Annotated in this window: 22 protein-coding genes and 1 riboswitch; of the genes, 13 read left to right on the forward strand and 9 right to left on the reverse strand. The window is 59.9% G+C overall.

Translation table 11 applies throughout. The features are described from left to right. Positions 1–2 precede the first annotated feature (2 nt). A complete protein-coding gene (locus tag ACVWXZ_RS05145) occupies positions 3–1,163 on the forward strand; it encodes a SpoIID/LytB domain-containing protein (protein ID WP_457403308.1) in 1,161 nt (386 codons plus the stop codon). Positions 1,164–1,200: 37 nt separating this feature from the next. Further along, positions 1,201–1,368, forward strand: a complete 168-nt coding sequence (locus ACVWXZ_RS05150) for a hypothetical protein (protein WP_457403307.1) — start codon at positions 1,201–1,203, stop codon at positions 1,366–1,368. Positions 1,369–1,461: 93 nt separating this feature from the next. Here the strand turns inward: ACVWXZ_RS05150 and topA are convergent, their stop codons facing one another. Beyond that, the gene (gene topA / locus ACVWXZ_RS05155; protein WP_457482236.1) at positions 1,462–4,245 is read right to left on the reverse strand and encodes a type I DNA topoisomerase; all 2,784 of its coding nucleotides are present in this window, start codon (positions 4,243–4,245) and stop codon (positions 1,462–1,464) included. Positions 4,246–4,440: 195 nt separating this feature from the next. On the opposite strand from topA, the gene ACVWXZ_RS05160 reads away from it, so the two are divergent. The 3 genes from ACVWXZ_RS05160 (at position 4,441) to ACVWXZ_RS05170 (ending at position 7,336) form a co-directional block, all read left to right on the forward strand. Next, entirely contained in the window at positions 4,441–4,866 is a 426-nt protein-coding gene (locus ACVWXZ_RS05160; RefSeq protein WP_457403304.1) for a VOC family protein, read from the forward strand. 578 nt (positions 4,867–5,444) lie between these two features. Then, the gene (locus ACVWXZ_RS05165; RefSeq protein ID WP_457403302.1) at positions 5,445–6,413 is read left to right on the forward strand and encodes a CobW family GTP-binding protein; all 969 of its coding nucleotides are present in this window, start codon (positions 5,445–5,447) and stop codon (positions 6,411–6,413) included. 44 nt (positions 6,414–6,457) lie between these two features. Continuing rightward, positions 6,458–7,336 (forward strand): hypothetical protein, encoded by an 879-nt coding sequence (locus tag ACVWXZ_RS05170; protein ID WP_457403300.1) that lies wholly within the window; start codon positions 6,458–6,460, stop codon positions 7,334–7,336. A gap of 315 nt (positions 7,337–7,651) precedes the next feature. On the opposite strand, the gene ACVWXZ_RS05175 is transcribed toward ACVWXZ_RS05170, so the two are convergent. After that, on the reverse strand, positions 7,652–8,620 hold the full coding sequence (locus ACVWXZ_RS05175) for a 30S ribosomal protein S1 (protein ID WP_457482237.1): 969 nt from the start codon (positions 8,618–8,620) through the stop codon (positions 7,652–7,654). Positions 8,621–8,815: 195 nt separating this feature from the next. On the opposite strand from ACVWXZ_RS05175, the gene obgE reads away from it, so the two are divergent. The 4 genes from obgE to ACVWXZ_RS05195 are packed head-to-tail and all read left to right on the forward strand — an operon-like array spanning position 8,816 to position 11,686. Beyond that, a complete protein-coding gene (obgE, locus tag ACVWXZ_RS05180) occupies positions 8,816–9,853 on the forward strand; it encodes a GTPase ObgE (RefSeq protein WP_457403318.1) in 1,038 nt (345 codons plus the stop codon). A 60-nt stretch (positions 9,854–9,913) separates the two neighbouring features. After that, positions 9,914–10,288: a hypothetical protein gene (locus ACVWXZ_RS05185; RefSeq protein WP_457403299.1), complete on the forward strand. Its 375-nt coding sequence runs from the start codon at positions 9,914–9,916 to the stop codon at positions 10,286–10,288. 18 nt (positions 10,289–10,306) lie between these two features. Further along, positions 10,307–11,020 (forward strand): L-threonylcarbamoyladenylate synthase, encoded by a 714-nt coding sequence (locus ACVWXZ_RS05190; protein ID WP_457403298.1) that lies wholly within the window; start codon positions 10,307–10,309, stop codon positions 11,018–11,020. Between the two features lie 36 nt (positions 11,021–11,056). Beyond that, entirely contained in the window at positions 11,057–11,686 is a 630-nt protein-coding gene (locus ACVWXZ_RS05195; RefSeq protein WP_457482238.1) for a PAP/fibrillin family protein, read from the forward strand. A gap of 8 nt (positions 11,687–11,694) precedes the next feature. On the opposite strand, the gene ACVWXZ_RS05200 is transcribed toward ACVWXZ_RS05195, so the two are convergent. The 6 genes from ACVWXZ_RS05200 to trpC all read right to left on the reverse strand — a co-directional run bounded on the left by ACVWXZ_RS05200 (position 11,695) and on the right by trpC (position 17,943). Continuing rightward, a complete protein-coding gene (locus ACVWXZ_RS05200; protein ID WP_457482239.1) occupies positions 11,695–12,603 on the reverse strand; it encodes a hypothetical protein in 909 nt (302 codons plus the stop codon). 97 nt (positions 12,604–12,700) lie between these two features. Further along, the gene (locus ACVWXZ_RS05205; protein ID WP_457403294.1) at positions 12,701–13,744 is read right to left on the reverse strand and encodes a sirohydrochlorin chelatase; all 1,044 of its coding nucleotides are present in this window, start codon (positions 13,742–13,744) and stop codon (positions 12,701–12,703) included. 30 nt (positions 13,745–13,774) lie between these two features. Next, a riboswitch (cobalamin riboswitch) is annotated at positions 13,775–13,910 on the reverse strand. Between the two features lie 127 nt (positions 13,911–14,037). Continuing rightward, positions 14,038–16,353 carry a heavy metal translocating P-type ATPase gene (locus ACVWXZ_RS05210; protein WP_457403293.1) on the reverse strand — a complete coding sequence of 772 codons (2,316 nt, stop codon included), beginning with the start codon at positions 16,351–16,353 and terminating at the stop codon, positions 14,038–14,040. Positions 16,354–16,465: 112 nt separating this feature from the next. Further along, positions 16,466–16,660 (reverse strand): heavy-metal-associated domain-containing protein, encoded by a 195-nt coding sequence (locus ACVWXZ_RS05215; protein WP_099813329.1) that lies wholly within the window; start codon positions 16,658–16,660, stop codon positions 16,466–16,468. A 59-nt stretch (positions 16,661–16,719) separates the two neighbouring features. Further along, positions 16,720–16,959, reverse strand: a complete 240-nt coding sequence (locus ACVWXZ_RS05220; RefSeq protein WP_041436722.1) for a DUF5340 domain-containing protein — start codon at positions 16,957–16,959, stop codon at positions 16,720–16,722. Positions 16,960–17,022: 63 nt separating this feature from the next. Next, positions 17,023–17,943: an indole-3-glycerol phosphate synthase TrpC gene (gene trpC / locus ACVWXZ_RS05225; RefSeq protein WP_457403291.1), complete on the reverse strand. Its 921-nt coding sequence runs from the start codon at positions 17,941–17,943 to the stop codon at positions 17,023–17,025. A gap of 263 nt (positions 17,944–18,206) precedes the next feature. On the opposite strand from trpC, the gene hmpF reads away from it, so the two are divergent. From hmpF to fabD, 4 genes are all read left to right on the forward strand, one after another. Beyond that, positions 18,207–19,934 carry a pilus motility taxis protein HmpF gene (hmpF, locus tag ACVWXZ_RS05230; RefSeq protein WP_457482240.1) on the forward strand — a complete coding sequence of 576 codons (1,728 nt, stop codon included), beginning with the start codon at positions 18,207–18,209 and terminating at the stop codon, positions 19,932–19,934. Between the two features lie 208 nt (positions 19,935–20,142). Continuing rightward, on the forward strand, positions 20,143–21,267 hold the full coding sequence (gene plsX, locus ACVWXZ_RS05235) for a phosphate acyltransferase PlsX (protein WP_457482241.1): 1,125 nt from the start codon (positions 20,143–20,145) through the stop codon (positions 21,265–21,267). Beyond that, on the forward strand, positions 21,254–22,255 hold the full coding sequence (locus ACVWXZ_RS05240) for a beta-ketoacyl-ACP synthase III (RefSeq protein ID WP_457403287.1): 1,002 nt from the start codon (positions 21,254–21,256) through the stop codon (positions 22,253–22,255). Before plsX ends, ACVWXZ_RS05240 begins: the two co-directional genes overlap by 14 nt. Before the next feature lie 4 nt (positions 22,256–22,259). After that, the gene (gene fabD / locus ACVWXZ_RS05245) at positions 22,260–23,126 is read left to right on the forward strand and encodes an ACP S-malonyltransferase (RefSeq protein WP_457482242.1); all 867 of its coding nucleotides are present in this window, start codon (positions 22,260–22,262) and stop codon (positions 23,124–23,126) included. A 35-nt stretch (positions 23,127–23,161) separates the two neighbouring features. On the opposite strand, the gene ACVWXZ_RS05250 is transcribed toward fabD, so the two are convergent. Then, positions 23,162–24,709, reverse strand: a complete 1,548-nt coding sequence (locus ACVWXZ_RS05250; protein WP_457482243.1) for a glycoside hydrolase family 3 protein — start codon at positions 24,707–24,709, stop codon at positions 23,162–23,164. Positions 24,710–24,953: the final 244 nt, after the last annotated feature.

Genomic DNA, 24,953 nt, shown 5'->3' on the forward strand with positions numbered 1-24,953 from the left:
CTATGCGGCGACGACAGTTGGGGGCGATGGTGCTGGGATCCCTGTGGGCTGTTTGGGGAGGCTCTCGGCAGGCCCAAACGTCCGGGCGCGGAGATTGGCTGGCCGTGGAGCTGTTCAGCCGCTGGAGTGCGGATCCCTTGGTCGAGTTGGAGCTGATGGGCCCTTTTGTTTTAAATCAGCAGCCTTTTCCAACAGGCACCTGGAAGTTACAGGTTCGCCGCCAAGAGCTCCTTCTGACCGGGCCGGGACAGCCTCGTCGCTACCAGGGATCCCTTTGGCTACAGGGGGGAGCCCTGCGCCGCTTCGCAGGGGAGGAGCGTCGCTATCGGGGTTGGGTACAGATTTGCCCGGAGGGTTCAGGTCGCCTGCATCTGGTGAACTGGGTCAAGTTGGAAGACTATCTGCTGGCTTTGGTGCCCAGCGAAATGCCTGCCGATTGGCCAGCCGCCGCCTTGCAGGCGCAAGCCATCTTGGCCCGCACTTTGGCCATTCCCCATCTGCACCCCGGCCCCAGAAGAGAATGGCCCTCTGCCCCGATAAGGCCATTGCAAGACTCCACCGCCCACCAGTTCTATGGTGGCCTGGCCTATGAGACGGCGGCGACCACTGCTGCGGTGCGGGCAACCCGAGGGCAGATCCTAACCCATGCCGGCCAGCCGATAGAGGTTCTGTTTCACTCCACCTGTGGGGGCCACACCAGCGCCAATCAGGATATTTTTGCCCCACCCGCCCGCCCCTACCTACAAGGGGTGATCTGTGACGGGTGTCGCGCCTCTCCCTTCTATGGCCCTCACAGCGTCCGGCTCAGCCGACGGGAGTTGGAGCCAGCCTTCGGCAACGGCGATCTGGAGATTGTGCAGTCGGATCCCTGGGGTCGCCCCCTGCGCATCCGCGTTGGATCCCAACTGTTGACTGGCCAAGAGTTTGTGCTGCGCCTTGGCCAAACCCTGGGTTGGGGGATCCTCCCCAGCAACCGCTTCACATGGGAACGTCTCCAGCCAAAGGCCGGCCAGCAGGAAGTGTACCTTTTTACCTATCGCGGAGCCGGGCATGGGGTGGGACTGTGTCAGTGGGGATCCCGCGGCTTGGCCGAGCAGGGCTACACAGCGCCGCAAATCCTCAATCACTACTTCCCCGGCACCCAGGTGATAACGTTGAGCTGAAGGCTGTTGGCCCCGACTCCAACTCTCATTTACTCCCGTGTCCCTTGCACACCCCCATCGTCGCCATCCTGCCTACTGCTACTGCAGTGAGCTGGAACATGCCCAGATTCTCAAGCGCCAGCAGCAGGATCCCTTGCCGTTTGCAGAAGCAATGGGTTGCATTGCCAATCGGGAAGCCGCTGTGGCCGCTGCTTGCGGCCCTTGAAGCAGTTGTGTCGTCAGCAAAACTGTTACATGGCTAACCCCTAAGCCACCTTGAGCAGGCGACCTTGGGCCATCGCACCCCAAGAAGCTGACCTCAGGCGGGGGCTTTGGGGGTGATCTTCACAATGGTGGGACGGGATCCCACCTGGGCTGACCCATTCGCTTGCGGCTCTTTGGCCATCCCGCCGCCGGTGGAAGTGGTTTGTGCTTTACGCCGCTTCTGCGGCACAGCATCTCCAGCCGGCTGGGCTGTAGGGCTGCTGGAGGCAGCTTTGGCTTGGGCTTTACCTGCAGAAGCGGTCGAGCGGCTTTTCCCCTTGACCTCTGCAGAAGAGACTTCTTTTTCAGCCAGCACCTGCAGAGCCATTTCCAGGGTAACCGCTTCGGCAGGGATCCCTTTGGGCAAAGAGGCATTGACCTTGCCATGTTTGACATACAGCCCGTAGGGGCCGTCGTGCAGATTGACCGGCTCACCATCCTCAGGATGGGATCCCAGCTCCCGCAGCGGCTTGGCCGAGGCGCGCCCACGGCTTTTCTTGGGCTGGGCCAGCAGCTCCAGCGCCCGCTCCAGGCTGATGGTCAGCACATCCTCCTCGGCGGGCAGAGAGCGAAAATCGCCATCACAGACTACGTAGGGGCCGAAGCGGCCAATACCGGCCTGCACCTTTTTCCCCGATTCCGGGTGTTCCCCCAAGGTGCGAGGCAAGCTCAGCAACCCCAAGGCAATCTCTGGCGTGACCTGATCCGGTTTCAACCCTTTGGGCAGGGAGGTGCGCTTGGGTTTTTTGTTGTCCTCAGAAACTTCCCCCAACTGCACATAGGGGCCATAGGGGCCCTGCGGGATCACGTAGATGGGCTCTTGGGTTTCCGGGTGAAAGGCAATGGGCTTGGGGCCTTCCTGCTTCCGCTGGATTAGCTCCGCAATGTGTTCTGCGCTCAGATCGGCGGGGGGAATATCCTCCGGCAAGTTGGCGCGCACCTCTCCAGACTCAGTTTCAACTGCTACATAGGGGCCATAGGGGCCAATGCCGATCTTGACAGGCAGGTTCTCCAGATGGATGGAGCGGGCCAGGCCGGAATCAATTTCCAGCTCGCGCGCCTTCACCTGTCCCTCGAGACCCTGCTCGCCCAAGAAGAAATGGCGCAGATAGGGCAGCCACTCCGCCTGTCCAGAAGCAATGTCGTCCAGCGTTTGCTCCATCTCGGCGGTGAAGCGGGTATTCACCAGGTTGGGAAAGTATTTTTCCAGTAGCTCGGTGACTGCAAAAGCCGTGTAGGTGGGCACGAGGGCATTCCCCATCGGCCTGACGTAGCCACGGCTCATGATCGTATTCAAGATGGTGGCGTAGGTGCTGGGGCGGCCAATGCCCTCACTTTCCAACACCTTGACCAAGGAGGCTTCCGTATATCGGGCTGGAGGCTGGGTTTCGTGGGCAACGGGTTCCAGCTTCTGGCAGCGGAGGGGATCCCCCTGCCGCAACAGGGGCAGATGCACCTCCCGATCCTCTAGGGCAGCATCGGGGTCGTCGGATCCCTCCACATAGGCGCGGAAAAAGCCGGGAAAATCGATGCGCTTGCCGCTGGCCCGGAACACCGCATCGTCTACGGCGATGAGTACGATGGTGTGGGTCTGCCGCGCCTCAGCCATTTGGCTGGCGACGGTGCGCTTCCAGATCAGGTCGTAGAGGGCCAGCTCCTGGCCGGAGAGGGGGGTTTGGCTGGGCAGGCGAAACTCTGATCCAGCAGGACGAATGGCCTCGTGGGCTTCTTGCGCCCCTTTGGTTTTGGTGGTGTACTGACGGGGCTCGGGGCTGAGATATTCTCTGCCGTACATCGACTCCACGCAGGCGCGGGCAGCGCGGATGGCCTGCTCCGACAGGTGGACCGAATCGGTGCGCATGTAGGTGATGTAGCCCTCTTCGTAGAGCTTTTGGGCAATGCGCATCGTCTGCTGGGCCGACAGGTGCAGCTTGCGGTTGGCCTCCTGCTGCAGGGTGGAGGTGGTAAAGGGAGGGGCAGGTTTGCGGGTGGAGGGGCGCTCTTCCACAGAGCTGACGATCCAGGCTTTTCCCAGCAAGCGATCCCGCAGGGCCTCGGCCTGGGCCTGATCCAACAACACCACATCCCGCCCGGCAATGAGCTGGCCGGTGCTGGGATCGAAGTCTTGCCCATTGGCCAGGCGTTTGCCACCCAAGCTCACCAGCTCTGCTGGAAAGACAGCCTGCTGGCCGGCGACGGTCGTTTTGGGCTGCAGCTCCGCTTTGAGATCCCAGTAGGAGGCTTTTCTGAAGGCGCGCCGCTCCCGCTCTCGATCCACCAAAAGCTTGACCGCCACCGACTGCACCCGCCCTGCCGAGAGTTTGGGGGCAATTTTTTTCCACAGCAGCGGCGACAGGGTATAGCCCACCAGGCGATCCAAGATGCGGCGGGTCTCCTGGGCACGCACCAGTTGTTCATCCACCTCACGGCAGTTTTGCAGCGCCTCCTGAATGGCCTCGCGGGTAATCTCGTGGAACACCATGCGGCGGGTGGGCACTTTGGGTTGCAGCACCTGCTGCAAGTGCCAGCTAATGCTTTCCCCTTCGCGGTCTTCGTCGGTGGCCAGGATCAGCTCGTCCGCCTTCTTGAGCGCTTCCTTCAGCTCCTTGACCACCTTTCTTTTGTCCTTGGGGATGACGTAGAGGGGCTCGAAGTCGGCGTGGACATTGACCCCCAGGCGGCTCCACTCTTCTCCTTTCAATTCTTCTGGAATTTCAGATGCCGAATCGGGGAGATCCCGCACATGTCCCATCGAGGCCTGAACTTCGTACCCTGCGGGCAAGAATCCACGGATGGTACGGGCTTTGGTGGGAGATTCGACAATGACCAGCTTAGGCATAATTGAGGTTGGCAGCAATCGGCTTAGGTTGTCGCATTTCCCGCCCCAAGGATTGGGCGGGCCAGCATACACTGCAAGAGGTGCTTAAGATAGACAGCCTACTTTTCTGGAGCGTAGCAAGTCTACCTGCGCTTGACCAGCCGTCATCGGCGATGATCCGAGCGGTCTGGCCCCATCTGGCTGCTTTGCAGGACGATGAAACTACACCATTTTTCCATTCGCACCGCCGATATCTTCCGCTCCATCGCTTTTTACGAGGGGCTGGGCTTTGCGGTGGAAGAACGCTTTACTGCCGGGATCACGCTGGCCTGCTGGATGCGTGGTCCCTGGGGGCGCTTAGAGCTGATGCAGGTGCCGGATCCCCGGCCTGCCCCGGATCCCTTTGGGGATCCCCACTATGTGGGCTACTACCATCCCGCTTTGGAGATCGAGCCTGCATGGGAATCCTTGGCCGCTTATTTGGAGCATCTGCAGGCGCAAGTGCCGTTCACCCTGCTGCTCCCGCCCCAGCAGCAGCAAATCGGCAATCAAATCTACGAGGTGGCCTTCATTGCCGATCCCGATGGCCTACCCATCGAGTTGCTCCGCCTACAGGGATCCCCAAAATCCGAACGGGGTTAGCAGTCTGCATTCGGCAAGGGGAGTGGTTGAGGCTTTCACCCAGAGAAGTGGCGCCGACGTTTGCTGAGCTGCCGATCCTTCTGTTGGACTTGCCATTGGGTGGAATCCAAAATTATGGTTATGGTTGTTTCAGGTTAAGATGGGGAACCTGAGCTACTGAGAAAAGCCTTCTGGCCCCCTATATTGCTTCGCAACGCTGACGCGACGACGCGACCAACGGTTTAGGTGTGGGCAAAGTGTCCTAGTTTGAATCGAAATGACTGTAAGTCTAAGGCTAAGCTGTTGATATCCCCCCTGCCCGAAGGAAAGGGATTCTGGTTCCTGGTTCTGCGATAGCACTAAAACCTATTTAGTTTAGGTTGGATCCAGTCGCGAGACTGTCGGGTTTTTATAGCGCTCCGCGCCGCCGTAGGCGAGAGCAGTTGACTACCCTGCCCCTGCTAACAAACACATATAACTATAACAAACGTATAAAGTAGTACAAAGCTGCCCTGGAAGGGCGGGGCTTTAAACCCAGTTTTCTTGGTAGAGCCTGTGGGGAACTAGAGAGGATTTGTTGGTTGTAGACCGAATTGGCAATGAAAACTCAGCTTCCGGTTACCCTCTTGACGGGCTTTTTGGGCAGTGGTAAGACTACCCTACTCAAGCGCATCTTGGAGGAGGAGCATGGGTTGCGCATTGGAGTGATCCTCAACGAGTTTGGCGAAATTTCCATCGATGGAGAGCTGATCAATCTGCCCGAAGAGGGGCTGATGCAGCTCAGCAATGGTTGCCTTTGTTGCACGGTGCGAGAAGATTTTGAACAGGCAGCCCGAGAGCTGCTGCAGCGTGCCCAGGCGTTGGATTACCTGGTGGTGGAAACCAGTGGGGTAGCGGATCCCAGGCAGGTGACGGAGCTATTTGTGCAGAGGACTTTTCATGAGGAGTTGCGCCTGGATGGTGTGGTGACGTTGGTGGATGGGGCCGAATACTGGCAGAATTTCCGGCGCTCGCAAACTGCTGCCCACCAGATCAGCAGTGCCGACATTGTGTTGCTCAACAAGGTGGACTTAATCGGCGAAGCCGAACGAGAGCGGATCCTTCTGGATCTGCGCCGCTACAACCCCGATGCCCCTTGCCTGCTCACCACCCATGCCCAGGTGCCCTTGGCCCGCATCTTGGATGTGCATGCCTTTCGTCCGGAATTGTGGGATCCCAGGCTCCCCAATGCAGAGACTGAGGCCCACCATAGCCATCACCTCGAGGAAGACGGGATCCAATCGGTGAGCTTTCAACTGCAGCAGCCGCTGGATTTGGCGGCTTTTCGCGATTGGCTACAAGACATGCCCGAGACCCTTTTTCGCGCCAAGGGGGTGCTGTGGGTTGTGGATGAGCCGCAGCGGGTTATCTTTCATCAGGTGGGCCAGCGGCAAACCCTTTTTCTGGAACGGGACTGGGATCCCGATGAGCCCCGCTTGTCCAAAATTGTGTTGATTGGCAAAGGGCTGGAGCCGGAACAGCTGGCTGCCGGCCTCAGCCGGGTGTGTGGGGCAACCGCCGCTGGCTAAGGATCCTCTTCAGTTTTTTCGGTTTTTGGATTGGGTGACCTGGGATGGCTCGCAGCAAACTTTCAGAGCAAGAACAACAGCAAATTGTTAGCGCCTACCGCGGCTCAGCAGCGACCGCCGTCGAATTGGCGGAGCAATTTCAGGTGAGCATCACCACCATCACCCGCGTGTTGAAGGAAAATATCGCTGCCGATGAGTATCAGCGGTTGATCCATCTCAAACGCTCGGCTGCCCGCCGCAAAGACATGGGGGAAAAAGCTGTTGTTGGCGGGATCCCAGCCCCAGAGCAGCAGATTTTGCCGCTGGAGCCGGAGTTGCCTTCTCCATGTCCCTTGCCGGAGCCCCCCGCAGAGCCGAACGCAAACGAGGAAGGCGAGGATAACACCGCTGGAACAGAGTCTCTGCCAAAACTGCCCCCAGAAGAACTGCCGTTGGCGGCTGGGCTTCGGGAAGATCTGGAGGATGTGGAGGAAGAGACCGAAGAAGACCGTGACCTTGAAGACGAGGACGAAGATGAGGACGACCCTGACTATCTCCTAGAAGATGAAGATGGGCCAGAAGAGGATCCCCTCACCGATCCCAGCTATCAAATTCAGGTATTACCCCTGGAAGAGCTCACCCTACCGGAAACCTGCTATGTCGTTGTTGACCGCTACCAAGAACTGACCACCCGCCCTCTCAAAGAATTCTTTGGCTCGGGATCCCTGCCCATCGAAGGGATCGACAACGCCAATACGCTGCCCATTTTCGACAACCACAAGGTGGCCCGTCGCTTTTCCGAAATGAGCCGTCGGGGCAGCAACACCTACCCGCCCTACCGGGTGATCCAGTTTCCCGGCTACATCCTGGAGATTGTGCGCACCCAACTGCAAAAGAAAGGCATCACCCATCTGCTCATGGATGGGCAGATCTACAGTCTTTGACCATCTCCTCAAGCTCAGGAGCGGGGGATTCCCGTTACTGGCGCAGGTTTGCAGCCCTGCGTGAGCGCCGTCGGCCTACTTCGCCACAGCAGCAGTACCCGTCTCTTCGGACATTTGGACTGCCCCCGCCCCCACGGGCTTATGGATCGCTCCTCAGCTCCCCACTCACACTGATGGAACCAAAGGCTCATGCCGTGACATACTTCCGCACTCATGCTGATGCAAAGCGCTCCGCGCCGCTAAAGCGAGAGAGGGCCGGGCTTCTCGGCGGCCTAGCTAAGCCTTGTAGCAGGCAGAAATACGCAAAGTTTGTGATCATTCCACAGCCGTCGCCGCGTATTCCAGCTCCTCTTCCACCACTTCCGGTGGGGCCTCTGCCGCTTGTCCTTGCTTAGCGGCCAGCAGTTGCTCACGGTACTTGGCTGCCATTTCCTCAGCCTTCTCGTAAACCAGCTTGGGATCCCGAATCATGTCGCCGGGATTGGGCTCCAGTTGCTTGGTGGACAGCGAGATCCGCGCCCGCTCCGCATTTAGCTCGATGATCATCACCTTCACTTCGTCGTTGACGTTGAAGACGCTGTGGGGCGTGTCAACATGATCGTGGGAGATCTCGGAAATGTGCAGCAGGCCGGAGACGCCGCCAATATCGATGAAGGCACCATAGGGCTTGATGCCCCGCACCGTGCCAACCACCACCTCGCCCACTTCCAGCTTGTTCATCTTCCGCTCCACCAAGGCGCGGCGATGGCTCAACACCAAGCGGTTGCGGTCTTCGTCCACCTCTAAAAACTTCAGGGGCAGCTCTTCGCCCACCAGCTCTTCTTTTGGCTTGCGGGTGCTGATGTGGGATCCGGGGATAAAGCCCCGCAGCCCCTCAATCCGCACCAGGGCTCCACCTCGGTTGGTAGCAAAAATGGTTGAGCGAACGGTGGCATCTTCTTTCTGGAGCTGCCGTACCCGTTCCCAGGCCCGCATGTACTCGATGCGGCGGATGGAGAGGGTCAGCTGTCCCTCTTCGTTTTCTTCGGTGAGGATAAAAAACTCGCGGGTTTCTCCCGGCTGCAGCATCTCGTGCGGGTCTTCCAGGCGGCTAATCGACATCTCCTGGAGCGGCAGAAAGGCAGCCGTTTTGGCCCCAATATCGATCAAAGCACCGCGTGGCTCCACCGAGAATACTGTACCCGCCACAATTTCGCCAGGGCTGAAGTGATAGTCGTACTTATCCAGAAGGGCGGCAAAGTCTTCAGTGGTAAAACCTACATCGGCAGCAGTGAATCGACTCATAGGGGTGCAGTAACAGATCAGTTGCGCGGGATAAAGGGTAGAAGGCCAATCGAGTTTGGCAGGATCCCACTTCCACTTTCCCACCTGGGGAGGATGTGGCTGGGAAATACCATCGTAGCTTAGAGGAGCGTCTTTTGTGGCAAGTTTTCCGGCATCTTGCCAAGCTGGAAGATAGAAGATTTGGGAGAAGAACGATTGCACTTTATCGACCAAGCCGAAATTGAAGTGCAAGGGGGAAATGGCGGGGATGGCATCATTGCCTTCCGCCGTGAGAAGTATGTGCCGGCTGGGGGGCCATCCGGCGGCAATGGCGGGCGGGGCGGCTCGGTGATCTTGGTGGCCGATCCCGGCCTGCAAACTCTGTTGGATTTTCGCTTTCAACCGGTGATCAAGGCGGAACACGGGGCCAAAGGGGGGCCCAACCATCGCAGCGGGGCCAGTGGTGCGGATCGGCTGGTGCGGGTGCCCTGCGGTACTGTGGTGTTCAATGCGGAGACGGGGGAATTGTTGGGCGATCTGGTGGGCAAGGGGGATCAATTGCTGGTAGCCCGTGGGGGCAAAGGCGGCTTAGGCAATGCCCATTTTTTGAGCAACCACAATCGTGCCCCCCGCCAATTTACCAAGGGCGAAGCGGGAGAACGGGTGCGCCTGCGCCTGGAGCTGAAGTTGATTGCCGAGGTGGGCATTGTCGGCCTGCCCAATGCGGGCAAGTCCACTCTGATTTCGGTGGTCTCCTCTGCCCGGCCCAAGATTGCTGACTACCCCTTCACCACGCTGCAGCCCAATTTGGGGGTGGTGCCCCATCCATCGGGAGATGGGGTGGTGTTTGCCGATATTCCGGGGCTGATCGAGGGGGCGCACTTGGGGGTGGGGCTGGGCCATGAGTTTTTGCGCCATGTGGAGCGTACCAGGGTACTGATTCATTTGGTGGATGGCACGGCGGCGGATCCCGTCAAGGATTACCAGGTTATTCAGCAGGAGCTGCGCGCCTACGGCCACGGGTTAATCGATAAGCCACAAATCCTGGTTTTGAACAAGATCGATGTTCTGGATCCCCAGCAGGTTGCCGAGCGCGCCCAGAGGCTGTCTGCTGCTGCCGGCACTTCGGTGGTGACCATTTCTGCGATTGCCAAGCAGGGGCTGGATCCCCTCTTGCAGCGGGTGTGGCAGTGCCTGGGTCGGGGATCCCAACAGCCTGCGCAGTTGGATCTTGTGGGAGCCATCCAGTCCTAAGGCAGAAGAATCTTAGAATGGGAAAGCCCCTGCCTTCCCAGAACCCAGAGACGAGTGGCCATGTATATCTCGGCGGAGGATCTGCCACCGGATTTGCGTCAGATTATGTTGGCCGTTGAACAGGCGGCTCAGGCGAGGGCGGGAGCGTGTGTGGAGCTGCTGATGCTCCTGCGGCTGCTGGAGGAGTTGCACCGCGCGATCCTGGAAGGTGCCTTTCGGGAGTCTTTGCCCAACACCCGTCAAGCTCTGTATCGGGTGCTTCAGGATTTGGAAGAAGCCGGCGACTGGCCCTATCTGCCCCGTCTGCACATCCAAGCCCTGATGCAACAACTGAAGGACTGGCCCGAATCTCAGGGATCCCCGCCCGCGTCGGTGCCACCGACCCCTCGCCCTCTTGTGGAAAACCCTTTGGGGGGGAGCTGCTCCGAGTCTTGACCTCTTCCCATCTGCCCGATGGCCGAGTACTTTAAGCTGCATCCGCAACAGCCCCAGGCCCGTTCCATCCGGCGGATTGCGGCGGCTTTGCGGGAGGGGGCGGTGATGCTTTACCCCACCGATACAGTCTATGCCATTGGCTGCGATGTGACCCACAAACAAGCAGTGGAGCGGGTACGCCGTATCAAGCAGCTCTCCAACGACAAGCCTCTTACCTTTTTGTGCCCTTCTCTCTCACGCATTGCCCACTATGCCCAGGTAACCGATTCGGCCTATCGGCTGATGCGGCGGCTGATCCCCGGCCCGTTTACGTTTCTGTTGCCGGCCACCAAGCTGGTGCCCAGGTTGGTGATGGATCCCAAGCGGAAAACCACCGGCATCCGGGTGCCCGACTCGGCCATTTGTCAGGCTTTGCTGGAAGAGTTGGGCAATCCAATTGTCTCCACCTCTGCCAAGCTGGGGGGGGATCCCGTCGGATCCCTGGACTTAAGTTCTGGGCAAGCCTGGGAGTGGGAGAGCGACCCCTGGGATGAGGGTGGGATCTTTGCGGCTGAAGAGATGCGGCAGTTGGAAAAACAGGTGGATCTGGTGCTGGATGACGATGCCCCCCGCCGGGCCAAGGTCTCTACGGTAATCGATTTGACCGGATCCGAGCCGCTGGTGGTGCGGGCCGGGCTAGGGTATGAGCAGGTGGCAGATCTAAATCTGAAACCCGTAGAAGAAGACGGTTGAGGGCAGCCGGATCTGGCGTTCTCTAAAATGGGGTTGATGCCTTGGAGTGTGCTCATGGCCCTGGCTCAGCAAAAATCGGCTCTGCTGCACCTGCTGGAGGCGACCGACCGGGGCCGGAAAGTCTCCCCTGAGCAGCAAGCCCAGATCCTGTCTCAAATTGCCGTCCTAGAAGCGCTCAACCCCACCCCCAAGCCAACATCGGCCCCTGAAGGGTTGGAGGGGAACTGGCTCACCCTCTTTACCACCAGCACAGCTCTGCTGCGGCTGGCACAGTTGCCTTTTTTGACCACCGGCGAGATCTACCAGTGTATTCGGGCCAAAGCTGGACGGGTCTTCAACGTGGCGGAGATCCAGGGATCCGGTTGGCTGGAGGCTTGGATGCCACGGGGAGTCTTGGCTGTATCAGCGCGCTTTTACCCCGAATCTGAGCGCCGGGTGAGGGTGATTTTCGAGCGATTGGTGCTCGGATCCCAAGCTTTGATGAGCTACGAGATCGAGAGTTTTCTCTATTTGCTCGAGCGGGCTCCGGAGCGGATCCCGGCTATTCAAATCGATATCCGCCGCCGCGAGCCAACGGGTTGGCTGGATATCACCTATTTGGATGAAGATTTGCGGATGGGCCGGGGCAGCGAGGGGAGTGTATTTGTCCTGAAACGGGTGAGTTGAGACTTCGGCTAGCCGGAGGGCTTAGAGGGTTCCGTTTCGGCTATTTTGTGAGATAGGTTTTGGGTTAGGGTGAAGCTTATTTCCTGTAGAACTTGCAAGGCGCGGTAGGACTCCCGCAAAGCTTGCAGCTCTTGCTGAGTTTGCTCCAGTTGCCGGGCTTTTTGCTCCTGTAAGAAGCGCAGCCTTTGATTTTCGGACGCCGTGCGACGCAGAACGTGCTTGAGTTTCTGCTTCTGCTGCTGAAGCCGAGTCCGCCTCACCTCCAACTGCTGCAGTTGGATTTCTTGGAGTTCCAGTTCTATTTTCAGAGTGGCGACCTGCATCTGGGCGACCTGCATCTGGAGTTGGCGAAGTTTTTGGTTGAGCTCTGGCTCTGGTGTGGGTTTTGCCGACTCAGGGCTTGGGGAAGAAGGTGATGACAATTCTTGTAGGGGCTGCAACTGTTGGGCCTTGGCCTGCGAAGCTTGATCCTGGTGCTGCTCGCCCTGCAGTCTTACTTGAGTGTGTTCGCTTACTTCGGTTTCAGTTTCCGTCTGCTGCTCAGCTTGATCAAGAATTTGTCGATCGCGGATCTGGGTTTGAGGATCCTCGTCAACCGACTGCAAAGGGAGAGAATCCTCCTCGGGTTGCCGAGGGTTGCCGCCATAATCGGCAGGATCAAAGGGAGACAGGGTCGCCACCAGCGATTCTCGAAAGTCGCTCCAGGAAGCCGACTGCAGACCCATCTGAACCACCTGCCAAACCCCATAGGCAGACCCAATTCCAGCCAGGATCCCAGGGATCCCGGCCAAGGATAAGGAAACCTTGGGCAGGGTGGGCAGGATCTGATCCAGCAGCCCCACCACCAGGGCGAAAACAAAGATCCCGCTCCCCGCGGCAGCGGCACCTGAAACCCAAGAGGAGCGGGAGAGCATCATCGTTTTTTCGTCATCACAACCGCTAGAGCGGGAAAACCAGGTTCAAAAATGGCCTGTCTGCACTCAGTTTATCCCGCCAGCAGCCTCTGTTTCCCTCTTAGGGCACCTGCCAAGCCCGTTGGTGGTAGCCCTCTAATTGGGCCCAGGGATCCCCAGCCGCTGCGTGGGTGTGGCCGTGCTGAGGGTGATGGTGAGAATGAGGGTGGTGATGGGATCCGTGCCCGTGATGGTGGTGATGATGCTCGTGAGGATGGTGATGGGTATGCCCAGCTCTGACCTCTGCGCTCACGGCCAGGCGAAACTTGCACAGGTGGCAGTTCATCGGGGTTTGGCCCTGCAGGGCTTCCTGCTCCAGTTGCTGCAGGCTGTGCAGCACCGTATCCACAAGGCCCAATTCCGGCAGCATCAGCCAGTCGATTTCCGGCTGTCGTTGTCGTTGTTTCTCCACTGCCGCCTCGATTTTTTTCACCAACACCCCCGTAAACAGAAAGTAGGGCAGCACGATCACCCGGCGCGGCTGCCAGGACAAGGCCCGCTCCAATCCCACGGGCAGGCGGGGATGGGTAATGCCGATAAAGCAAGTTTCCACAGCGGCAAACCCAGATCCTTCCCAAAGCAACCGGGCCAGTTTACAGGCTTCGGCATTGGCCTCGGGATCGCTGGAGCCGCGACCCACAAACAGGAGCACGGTTTCTGCTTCTGGGATCCGCTGCGGTTGGGCAGCTATCAGAGCAGCCAATCGGTCTCGCAGCAGTTGCAGGATCTCGATGCGGATCCCCAGCGGCCCACCGTAACGAATGCGCAACTGGGGATAGAGGGCCTGCAGGCGATCCAATTCCATCGTCACATCGAACTTGTTGTGGCGGGCCCCAAACAGCAACAGCGGCAGGGCCACGATCTCCTGCCACCCTTGGGCCAAGCACTGCTCTACCCCCTGGGCAATGGTTGGCTGGGTCAGCTCCAGAAAACAAGGGATCACCGGTCGATGGGGAGTGAGGGATTGGTAGACTTGGGCCAACTCCAGAAAGGCTTGCCGCCCTTCAGGGTCGCGGGATCCGTGGCCGATAAGCAATAGGGGCAATGAAGGAGAAGCAAGCTGCCCAACCGAAAGGGGAGGGGAAACACTGAGGGTATTCAACACAAAAAACTCCGTTCCTTGTGAATCGCAAGGGGTACAGGACAACGGCAGGTGGGTGTTCTGGCTGAGGGAGGGATCCCATCACAGTTGCGTCACAGTGGCGGACTTGCACCGCGCTTTCCCCAGTCTGCCTGAGCCTTTTAGGTTAGCTTGCCGCTTGCCATTCACCAAGCTCCCGGGGGGGATGTTCTTGCCTGCCAGAAGATAGCCCTGAGGCATGAGCGGTACGGCAGACTCATGCTCAAAGGGCAGCAAAACTGTTGCCGCGCTAATCCCCCTTGCCCCTGGGAGAGGGCCTAACGCCGGCCCGCTGGTCTGGGGGGCTGAAAGTGTCGCAGGCGCAGGGCATTGGCGACCACCGAAACGGAACTCAGGGCCATGGCTGCCCCCGCCAGCATGGGGTTGAGCAGCCAGCCTGTAAAGGGATAGAGCGCCCCAGCGGCAATCGGGATCCCCAGCGTATTGTAGATAAAGGCGAAGAAGAGGTTCTGGCGGATGTTGTTGAGGGTGGCCCGGCTGAGTTGAATGGCAGTGGCGACTCCCCGCAGATCTCCCGACATGAGGGTAATATCGCTGGCGGCCATTGCCACATCCGTACCCGTAACGATGGCGATCCCCACATCCGCTTCTGCCAGAGCCGGAGCATCGTTAATGCCATCTCCCACCATCGCCACCCGCCGTCGCGGTTGTCTTAGGCTGCGTATGTAAGCGGCCTTCTGATCCGGACGGACTTGGGCAATTACCCGCTGAATGCCTGCCTGCCGGGCAACCGCTTGGGCCGTGGTGGGGTTATCCCCGGTTAGCAGGATCACCTCTAGACCCATCTGTTGCAGCTGTTGCACTGCCTCAGGAGAGGTGGGTTTGAGCGGATCGGCAATGGCCAGCAGCCCCACCAGGCTCTGGGATTGGGCTACGCCGATCACCGTTTTGCCCTGGCTTTCCCAATTCTGAACCCGCTCTGACCAAGAGGGATCCCAAGGGATCCCCATCTCCTGTAGCCAGCTCAGCCGACCGATGCGGATCCACTGGTCTTCCACCCAGGCTTCTGCCCCACTGCCTACCCTTGCCTGAAAGTGCCAGGCAGGAGGGATCACAATTTTTTCGGCTTCGGCTTTCTGCACCACCGCCTGGGCCAAAGGGTGTTCCGAGTGCCGCTCTACTGCCGCTGCCAGGCGCAACACCGTCAGGGGAGAGGAGCCATTAGCCCAAATATCGGTGACGGTAGGGCGACCTTCGGTCAGGGTGCCGGTTTTGTCCAAGACCACCGTGCGCAAGTGGTGGGCCAATTCCAGGCTGTCGGCACTTTTCACCAGGATCCCCAATTCTGCCCCTCGTCCCGTGGCCACCAGGATCGAGGTGGGGGTTGCCAACCCCAGCGCGCAAGGGCAGGCGATGATCAGCACCCCAATCGTGTTCACCAAGGCCAGCGTCAGGTTGTCCGCCAACACCCACCAGAGCACAAAAGTTAGAACTGCCACCCCGATCACTGCCGGCACAAACCAGGCAGTCACCCGATCCGCCACCTGTTGAATTGGGGCTTTGGATCCCTGAGCTTCCTGCACCAGGCGCACGATCTGGGCCAGAACTGTGTCTTTGCCCACCCGCCGCGCCTCCATCACAAAGCTGCCCGTCTGATTCAGCGTTGCCCCAATCACCTCATCCCCCGCCGACTTGAGTACAGGCAGGCTCTCGCCGGTCACCATCGACTCGTCGAGGGTGGAGGATCCCTCTAGGATTACCCCATCCACCGGCACCTTCTCGCCGGGGCGCACCCGGATCCGATCCCCCACCTGCACTTCCCGAATCGGAATATCCTGCTCCACCCCATGGCGAATTACCCTTGCCGTTTTCGGTTGCAGCCCGATCAGCTTGCGAATGGCCTCAGAGGTTTGCCTTTTGGCCCGTTGCTCCATCCACTTACCCACCAGAATCAGGGTGGTGACCACCGCCGACACTTCGTAATACACATCGGGATGCAGTCCCTGCCGATGGAAAGAGTCGGGGAAAACCGTTGGGAAAATGGAATAGAAGAAAGCCGCGCTCGTCCCTAAGGCCACCAGCGTGTTCATATCCGCCGAACGCCGTTGCCAAGCGGCCCAAGCGCCTCGATAAAAATGCTTGCCCACCCAAAACTGCACCGGAGCCGTCAGCAGCAACTGCAACCCAGGATTGTGCAGCCACATGGGAAAGCCCGGGATGTCCATCCCCAGCATCATCGGCAGGGATCCGATCACCAGCACCGTGCTGATGCCCACCCCTATCGCCACCTTGAGCTTCAGTTCCCGTTCTGCGGCCCGTTGGGCGATCCGCTCTGGATCCGACAGATCGTCCAGCTGCCAATCCTCCTGGATAAGGCGCGCCCGATACCCCGCCCGCTCCACCGCCCGAATCAACGCCTGCGGATCCACCAGCCTGGGATCCCCTTTGACGGTGGCCTGCTCGCTGGCAAAATTCACTGATCCGTGGGACACCCCCTGCACCTGAGCGAGGGCCTGTTCGATGCTGCGGGCGCAGGAGGCACAGCTCATCCCTTGCAGGGCCAACTGCCAAGTGCCCTCAGGAGAAGGCGCAGAGGCCGATAGTGCAGCCGATGACTTTTCAGGGGCAGGCATGGCAACACCTTGTTGATGAAACGACAGCTACTCTCCACCCTGGGCAGGGCGAAGGCAGCCATCTGTACAGGAATTCAAAACAGACGCCCGACCGTTCTCGACCCAGCCTTGACTAGGCCGGGGGATATCCCACCTGGGTGAGGGCCTGCCGCAAATCGCCCACAGGCCGCTCAGAAGTAATCCGCACCTGTTTGGTTTTGGGATCCCCTTCCACCTGCGCCTGGGGATCCAGTTGCCGCACCGCTTGCGCAATGGTGTCTATACAGGCCCCACAGGCCAGCTTGGGCACCGTCAAAACAACCTGCATCTTGGAAAACCCCCCCAATGCCACTGAAAGGATGCTAAACCTTACAGTGGGCTGGAAGGTCAAGAGGGAGGCTGAGGCTCGTCCATATTCCAGCGGTAGTCCACCTGATAGCCCCGCTGTCGCCACTCTTCCTCCAGTTGCACCTGTTGGGTGAGGGCTTTGCGCAGGGAGTTGATCAGCTCTTGCGTGCGGCCTCGGTTGCCAAAATCCTGTTCTTCCACTGCCGGAAAGGTTTGCCGCTCCAACACCCGCAGCAGAAATTCGTAGTGGATATGAGCCGGCACAGGAATACGTTTCATCGATCCAAGCAATCCTTAGAGATCAATTGTTCTCGCAGAGATCCATTGATAAATGGTTTTCATTCACTGAGATGACAACAGGTGGCGCACAGCTTGGCCGGGATCCGGCTGGGTCACCAGCGCTTCCCCCACCAGCACAGAGCGCACCCCCCAGGCCCGCAACTGCTGCAGATCGGCGGGGGTATGGATGCCGGACTCGCTGACCACAGGCAGATCGCCAAGGAGCTCCGAGTGGGCGGCCAACAGGTTGCGCGTTGTGTTTAAGTCCACCGCAAAGGTTCTCAGATCGCGATTGTTGATGCCAATGAGCACCTGCCCCCTGGAGTCTTGCAGTTGAGGCAAACGCAACACCCGCTGCAACTCTTGGGAAGTGTGCACCTCCAGCAGAGCCGCCATGCCCAATTGCCGAATCAGCTTGAGAAAGTAGCCCAAATCCGCATCCGAGAGAATGGCGGCAATCAAGAGCACCGCATCTGCCCCCAGGCTGCGGGCCCAGAGGATTTGGTAGGGGTAGAGGATGAACTCCTTGCAGAGGATGGGGATCCCTACTGCCTGACGGATCCGGCGCAGATACTCGCCGCTGCCCTGAAAGAACCGCTCATCTGTGAGCACCGAGAGGCAACTGGCCCCACCGGCTTCATAGCTCTGGGCAATGGCTACCGGGTCAAAGGGATCCCGGAGAACGCCGCGGCTGGGGGAGGCTTTTTTGACCTCGGCAATCAAGGAAACAGGGTGAGGCGACTGGGTAAGAGCCGCCACAAAATCCCGCACCGGCGGGGCTTGATCCAGTTGCCGTTGCAATTGCTTCAGGGGAAGCTGCTCCCGTTGGCGCTCCACCTCCTGTTCTTTGTGCCAGACGATCTCTTCCAAAATGTGGCGCGGCTTGGCTTCCGGCGCTGTTGTCTGGTACACCTGAGAGGCTACGACCACCGGCGGGGCAGGAGAACGCCGACGAATAGAAAGCGGCTCACCTTGCAGCTCCATACAAACCCTGAGCAGAACCCTACACCACACCCTAGACTACCTTAGTGCTCCGCCACCGGTTTGAATAGCTACCCCAGGCATCCCCAAAACTCATCTGGCGAAGGCGTTTTTTTTACCCTATGGTTGAGTCTAGAAAGGTGGTGTAGTCTTTGTGCGCCTCGGCGAGCCATGTTCTGGCGGCCGTCCATTTTTCCCCGGCCAGGGGCAGTGGCTCGGTGGGGTCAAGGCTGGTGCTGTCCATGCTGTTTTAGAGGAGTTCAGGCGTGCTGTACCTAGCAGAGCTATCCAAGCCGATTGGATTTGCCAAGTCGTCTCTGCAATTGCTGGCCAAGCAGCAGCAGGACAATACCTGGGTGGCCGTGAACGAAGAATCCATTACCTTGGAAGGCCGCATCGCCCAGGAGGCTGGGCGCTTCAAGGATGGGTCATTGGTGCTGGCGGAAATCTCCGGCAACCGTCAGGTCGCCCGCATCAGCGAAGCCGCTCGCCAACTGGTGACCTATCTGCAAAACTTCAGCCAACTTCAGCTCAGAGCCCGCAGCCAGGAAGAGGAGATCGAGGTTTGGAAACAGTCCCTCACCTTTCAGGCGCATGAGCTTACCCGCCGCGAGATGGAGCTAGCAGCCCAGGAAGAAGAGGTGCAGCGGCTGTATGAGCAATACAAGAGTGTGGAGGAAGATCGCAAACTTCTGGACAGCCTCAAAGAGGAACTGGCAGCCCAGCAAGCTTACTTGGCTGAACAACAGCGCCTGCTCGGAGAGCAGCGGGAAGCTCTGAATCGGCAGCGGCAAGAGTTGGAAGCCCAGTTGCAAGAAGCTCGCTCCAGCCGCTTGGGGGAGGCAGAAGCAGCGCAGCTACAGGCTTTGGTGCAGCAGCTCCAGGAGACTCTACATCCGGCTGGGGATCCCTTGGCGCTTCTGCAAAGCTTGAAAAGCCACATTCAGCAGCAGCAGGAGCACTTGAATCAACAGATTGCCCAACTGGAAGCAGAACGTCAGCAGGCCCAGGCCCGGCAAGACGAGCTGGATCGAGACTACCGCGCTTGGCAAGAACGCCACACCGCTTGGTGGGGATCCCGACAATCCCTGGAGCAAAGCCAAGCAGAGTGGCAAACTCGACAGGGATCCCTGCGAGCCCATCAAGAGCACCTGCAGAGGATTCTCCAGCAGCTGCAATCTCAAGAGAGCCTATACCAGAAAGCCTCTCGTCTGGTGCAGGAGTACGACTTTATCGTCGATGGCAGCAGCAACGGCAGGGCTGGGGAGCCGGCGATCTCGGTCGAGGAGCTGGCGGCTTTGGTCAGCCAACTGCGCCGGGATTACGAGCAGCGGGCGGCCCAGGTCAGCCAGCAGCGGGCCGAGCTGGAGCAAAACCGGCAAACCCTGCGGGAGCTGCAAGAGCGGCTGGCCAGCGCCTCTCCAGAGGAGCGGTTTGACATCGAGATGGATATCGACTATGCCCAGTCTGCCTGCAGTGCTTTGGAAGAAGCCCTGCTGCCTCAGGAAAAAAACCTGCAGCGAGAGTATGAAGAGTTGACCCGCCAGGAAGCCCGCCTTAGACAGCTGCAAAATCAAGCTGCTGCCCCGGTTCAGGTCGATATTGGGCCGCTTCTGGAACAGATCGGCAGCCAGAAGCAGGATCTTCTCCAAGAAAAAGGTCGTCTGCAAACCCTCATTCAACAACTGGAATCGTCCTTGCCTTCTCAGCAGGAGCAGCTCGCCCGCCAACGGCAGGAATTGGAGCAGCAGTGGCAACACCTGGAGCAAGAGGAGGGATCCCTGCGGGCGCGCGCCCAGGCCATGGCAGAAACCTGGGGTCGCCTCAATCACCTGCAGGCCACCCTCTACCCAGAGCGGGATCGGTGGGCAGCGTTGGCGGGAGAATTGGCGCAGTTGGAGACGGAGCTGAGCCAACACCAAGCCAGAAACTCCACCGCACGCGACCACGTCCAACAGGTACACTTTCTCCTGGCTACCCTCGCGCAGGCGTGAGGGAGTTCAAGTTTCCTGTGGGGGGTGGGGAGAACCGGCGCAAGCGGAACTGCGGCCTTAATTGAGGAAAACAAATCTGGTAAAATTCGCTAGCACCCTGCAGCCACTGGGGCTCCCAATTCTCGGGCGAGGGGACTGCAGAGGTTAGTGCGTTTTGCCCCGCTTCTTGCTTGCAGTTGCCAAGGATATTCCAGTGTGAGGTCAGCTTGTGCGAATTGCGGTCGATGCGATGGGGGGTGACTACGCTCCCGAAGAGATCATCAAGGGCGCCCTGCTGGCCCATCGGCAGCTCCGGGTCGGGATTGCACTAGTCGGTCGTCCAGATTCCCTCAAGCCCTTTTTGCCTCAGCCCTTGCCTGCTGGGATCACCATCGTGCCTGCCGAGGACGATGTGGGCATGGCGGAAGAGCCGCTGATGGTGCGCAAAAAGCCCAAAGCCTCCATCAACATCTCGATGCAACAGGTGCGCTCCAACCAAGCGGATGCCGTGGTGGCCGCCGGGAATACCGGAGCAGCGATGGCTGCGGCCTACCTGAATTTGGGCCGGCTGGCAGGGATCGATCGCCCGGCCATTGGCGCTCTTTTGCCCACTTTGAAAGGCAAGCCGGTGCTGCTGCTGGATGTGGGGGCCAATGTGGATTGCCGGCCCCGCTTTTTGGAGCAGTTTGCCCGCATGGGATCCCTCTACTGCCAGTGCGTGCTGGGGATCGAGCGTCCGCGGGTGGGCCTGCTCAACATCGGCGAGGAGCCCAACAAGGGCAATGATTTGGCTCTGGCCACCCACCAGCGTCTGGCCCAGTTGCCAGGGATCCATTTCGCCGGCAATGCCGAGGGGCGGGATGTGCTGACCGGGGAGTTTGATGTGGTGGTGTGTGACGGCTTTGTGGGCAATGCCCTCCTCAAGTTTGCCGAAAGTGTTGGCCAGGTGATCACCCAGGTGCTGCGGGAGGAGCTGCCCCGCGGCTGGCGCGGCAAGTTGGGCTGCTGGCTGCTCCGGCCCAACCTCAAGCAGGTAAAGCGGCGCATGGACTACGTGGAGTATGGCGGTGCTTTGCTGCTCGGCGTCAACGGCATCTGCGTGATTACCCACGGCAGCTCCAAGGCGCCGATGGTCTACCACGCCATTCGCCTGGCCAAAGAGGCGGCAGAACAGAAAATCCTACAGCGGCTGCAGGCGGAAATGGTTGACCCTCGCGAACCTGAATCCAACCCCAGGCGGCGCACCCGGCCCCTTCAGGTCTACTCTGGCTCTGGCCCGGAAGTCTTGCCGTTGGGATCCCTGGAAAGGACTTCCTCCCGCTGTCCCGAACCCGTGGAAGATGCCCAGCCATAGCCTCCCGACCGTGCGGCTGGTGGGGGCAGGGGCTGCCCTGCCGGATCCCTGCCTGAGCAACGACGATCTCGGCCAGATCGTCGAAACTTCCGACGAATGGATCTGGCCCCGCACCGGCATTCGTCAGCGGCGCATTCTGCCCCCTGAGCTGAGCTTGGTGGATTTGGCGGTCCAGGCAGCCAAGGCCGCTTTGGCTCAGGCCGGGATCTTGCCTCAAGACCTGGATTTGATCCTGCTGGCCACTTCCACCGGTGTCGATCGGTTTGGCTCGGCCCCTCAGGTGCAGGCAGCTCTGGGAGCAACGCGGGCGGTGGCTTTTGATCTGACGGCAGCCTGCACAGGCTTTGTCTTTGCAGTGGCCACGGCAGCGCAGTTTTTGCAAACCGGGCTGTACCGGCGGGCCTTGGTGGTGGCGGCGGATGTGCTCTCCCGCACGGTGGACTGGGCAGATCGCACCACCTGTGTCTTGTTTGGAGATGGGGCCGGGGCGGTGGTTCTGGAGGCGGGGGAAACCGGCGGGATCCTCAGCATTGAGCTGCGCAGCGATGGCAGTGGCAGCCAGCTGCTCAGCTTGTCCATGGCTACAGAGGCCAAGCCCCTGGTGAGATCCCTGCAGGTGGGGCAGTATCGCTGCTGCCCCATCACCATGAATGGCCGCGAGGTGTACAAGTTTGCCGTCCAGGCGGTGCCGGAGATCATCGAGAAGGCTCTCTTTCGGGCTGGGATCCCGGCGGAAGCAGTACAGGGATATTTTATTCATCAGGCCAACCAGCGCATTCTCGATGCGGTAGCCAAGCGTTTGCAACTGGATCCGCAGCGGGTGGCCAGCGTCTTAGAGCATTACGGCAACACCTCGGGCGCTTCGGTGCCGATTGCCTTGGCCACTTGGATCGAGCAGGGACGCTTTGGCGCCGGCGATCTGGGGGTGATGGCGGGCTTTGGCGCCGGCCTTACCTGGGGGGCGATTGTGTTTCGTTGGGGGAAATGAATTGATGACCGTTGCCTGGATCTATCCCGGCCAGGGATCCCAAGCGGTGGGCATGGGAAGGGACTTGCGGAACTGGCAGGGAGCAGCCCAGAAGTTGGCTTTGGCCCGTGAGATGTTGGGATGGGATCCCTTAGCTCTGTCGGAAGACCAGATCCACCAGACCGGCTACACGCAACCGGCTTTGTTCACCGTATCGGCCCTGTTGACGGACTATCTCTACGCCCAGGGACAGGCTCCTGCCTGCACTGCTGGCCACAGTCTGGGCGAATACAGCGCCCTCTACGCTGCCAGCGTGTTTGATTTCGAAACCGGCCTACGGCTGGTGGCGCTGCGGGGCCAACTGATGGAAGCCGCAGGGGATCCCCCGGGCAGCATGGCGGCAGTGATGGGGTTTGACCGCGACAAGCTGGAGCACCTGTGCCAGATGATCCCCGATGTCACCCTTGCCAACGACAACAGCCCGGATCAGGTGGTGATCAGCGGCTCAGTGGAGGGGGTGCGGGCCGTCTGTGAGCAGTTGCAGGCCAAGCGCACCGTTCCCCTCAAGGTAAGTGGCGCCTTTCACTCGCCCTTTATGCAGGCTGCTGCCGAGGAGTTTGCCCACACCTTGCGCGCTGTTGACTTTCAGCCGCCGCGAGTGCCCGTCTACAGCAACTGCACTGCCACCGCCAGCCGGGATCCGCAAGCCCTTAAGCAGGCGCTGCTGGCCCAGATGACTGCCCCTGTCCGCTGGCGAGAAACCGTGTTGCAGATGGCCGCCGACGGCATCCAAGAGGTGTGGGAAATCGGCCCCGGCAACGTGCTGACGGGCTTGGTGAGGCGAACGGTGCCGACCCTGACGCGGCGCACTGTCAGCAGCCTCAGCAGTTAGTGGATCTGTTTTTAACGGGAAAGAGCTCTGTCCCGCTAACGCGACCAGGATCCCTCCAAGTGGGATCCAACCGGCAAGCGACCCTGGGCCGGGATCTGTCCCAACAACACCTGCAGCAACGCCTGTAGAGAGACGGGGGTAGTGCCGTAGCAGGCCAAATAGACCGGGATCTGGGGCAGGGCAAAGGCGTCGTAGGGGGATCCCAAGGCCAACCCAATCACCTTTTCCGGCGGAAGGGATCCCAGCAGCAACCTCTGCGCCGGATGCCGCCACGTCTCCAGGGATCCCACCAGCACCTGCGCAGCCCTTTGAGCCCCTTCTTGGGCAATCCGCTGCTGTTCGGGGGTGGGATCCAGAGGGATGGAGAACACTTGGGCAGCGGGACAGGCTTTTTGCAGCAGCTCCCCCAACAAAGGTACAGGGGTGATAAGCAGCGGGTCAGGGGCCAAGGGAGGCAGGGATCCCCGTACTAGGGTGATGCTGTCTTGGGCGATTTGGCGGGCCAGTGCCCGGTGGTTTTCCAAGCCGGCAGGGGGGAAAGGGGGGCAGGGGGATCCCAGCCTGTAGCGCCGCTTCAAGGTCAAAATTCGCTCCACTGACCGATCCAACTGCTCAACCGACAAACGACCGGCACGGAACTCCCGCAGCAGATGGGCATAGGCTTCTTTTTGGATGGCCGGGCTAAAGCCGGGATCTGCCCCAAACAGCAGCACATCGGCTCCTGCCCTAAAGGCCAGTTCTGCCGCTTCGGGAATGCCGTAGGTGCGGGCAATGGCCCCCATGGTCAGGGAATCCGTCAGGACAAGACCCTTGAAACCCAGCTTCTGCCGCAGCCAGCCGGACACCACCTCAGGGGCCAGCGTTGCCGGTTGCAAGGACTTCGTCCCGCTGTCGCCGACGGATCCCAGAGCCGGCATCACCACATGCGCCGTCATCACCGCCTCTGCCCCTGCCCGGATCAAAGCCTGAAACGGGCGCAATTCCGTGGTCTGTAGCGCCTCCAGAGGGCGATCCACCCGCGGCAACCCCAGGTGGGAATCCATATCGGTGTCCCCATGACCGGGAAAATGTTTGGGCGTACAGAGGATCCCGGCTTGCCGATAGCCGCGCCACAGGGCCAGGCCATAGTCCGCTACCTGTTTCGGGTCTGACCCAAAGGCTCGGATGCCGATGATGGGGTTGTGGGGGTTGCTGTTCACGTCCACAACAGGGGCGAAGTTGAGGTTAAACCCCAAACTTTTCAGCTCCGTTCCCACCGCACGGGCCATAGCTTCCGCCTTTGCCAGGGATCCCGCTGCTGCCACTGCCATGGCGCTGGGGAACACCGTCACCCCCTCGGTAAGGCGCACCACCGGCCCCCCCTCTTGATCAATGGCTATCCACAGGGGGACAAGGGCTTGTGCCTGAGCGGCGGCAATGAGCTGGGCCACCTGAGGCAACGTTTGAATGTTGCCGGCAATCGAATAGAAGATCAGCCCGCCCACGTGGTAGTCCTGGATCATCTCCTCGAGAGCGGAGGAAAACTCAGCTCCAGCGGAGGAAAACTCAGCTCCCTCAAAATAAACCAGAAACAGTTGCCCCACTTTCTCCTCAAGGCTCCAAGCCCTGGGATCCACTGCGGCAGCGGGACGGGGTCCTTTCGCGTCAGCGGGACGGAGTCCTATCGAGCATGTCAAAGCAGATGTCCTTGGGCGTCGCTGCCAAGAAAGCCGGTCAGGATGAGCGTAAACTACCCGACACCAACCGCTAGGCGGTACGGAGCGGGCTTTTAGTAGCCCTGCAGTTAGCAAGCCAACCACGAGCCTCTGGGGTGGTTTACAGCACCCC

The sequence above is a fragment of the Thermostichus sp. MS-CIW-38 genome (assembly GCF_054058415.1).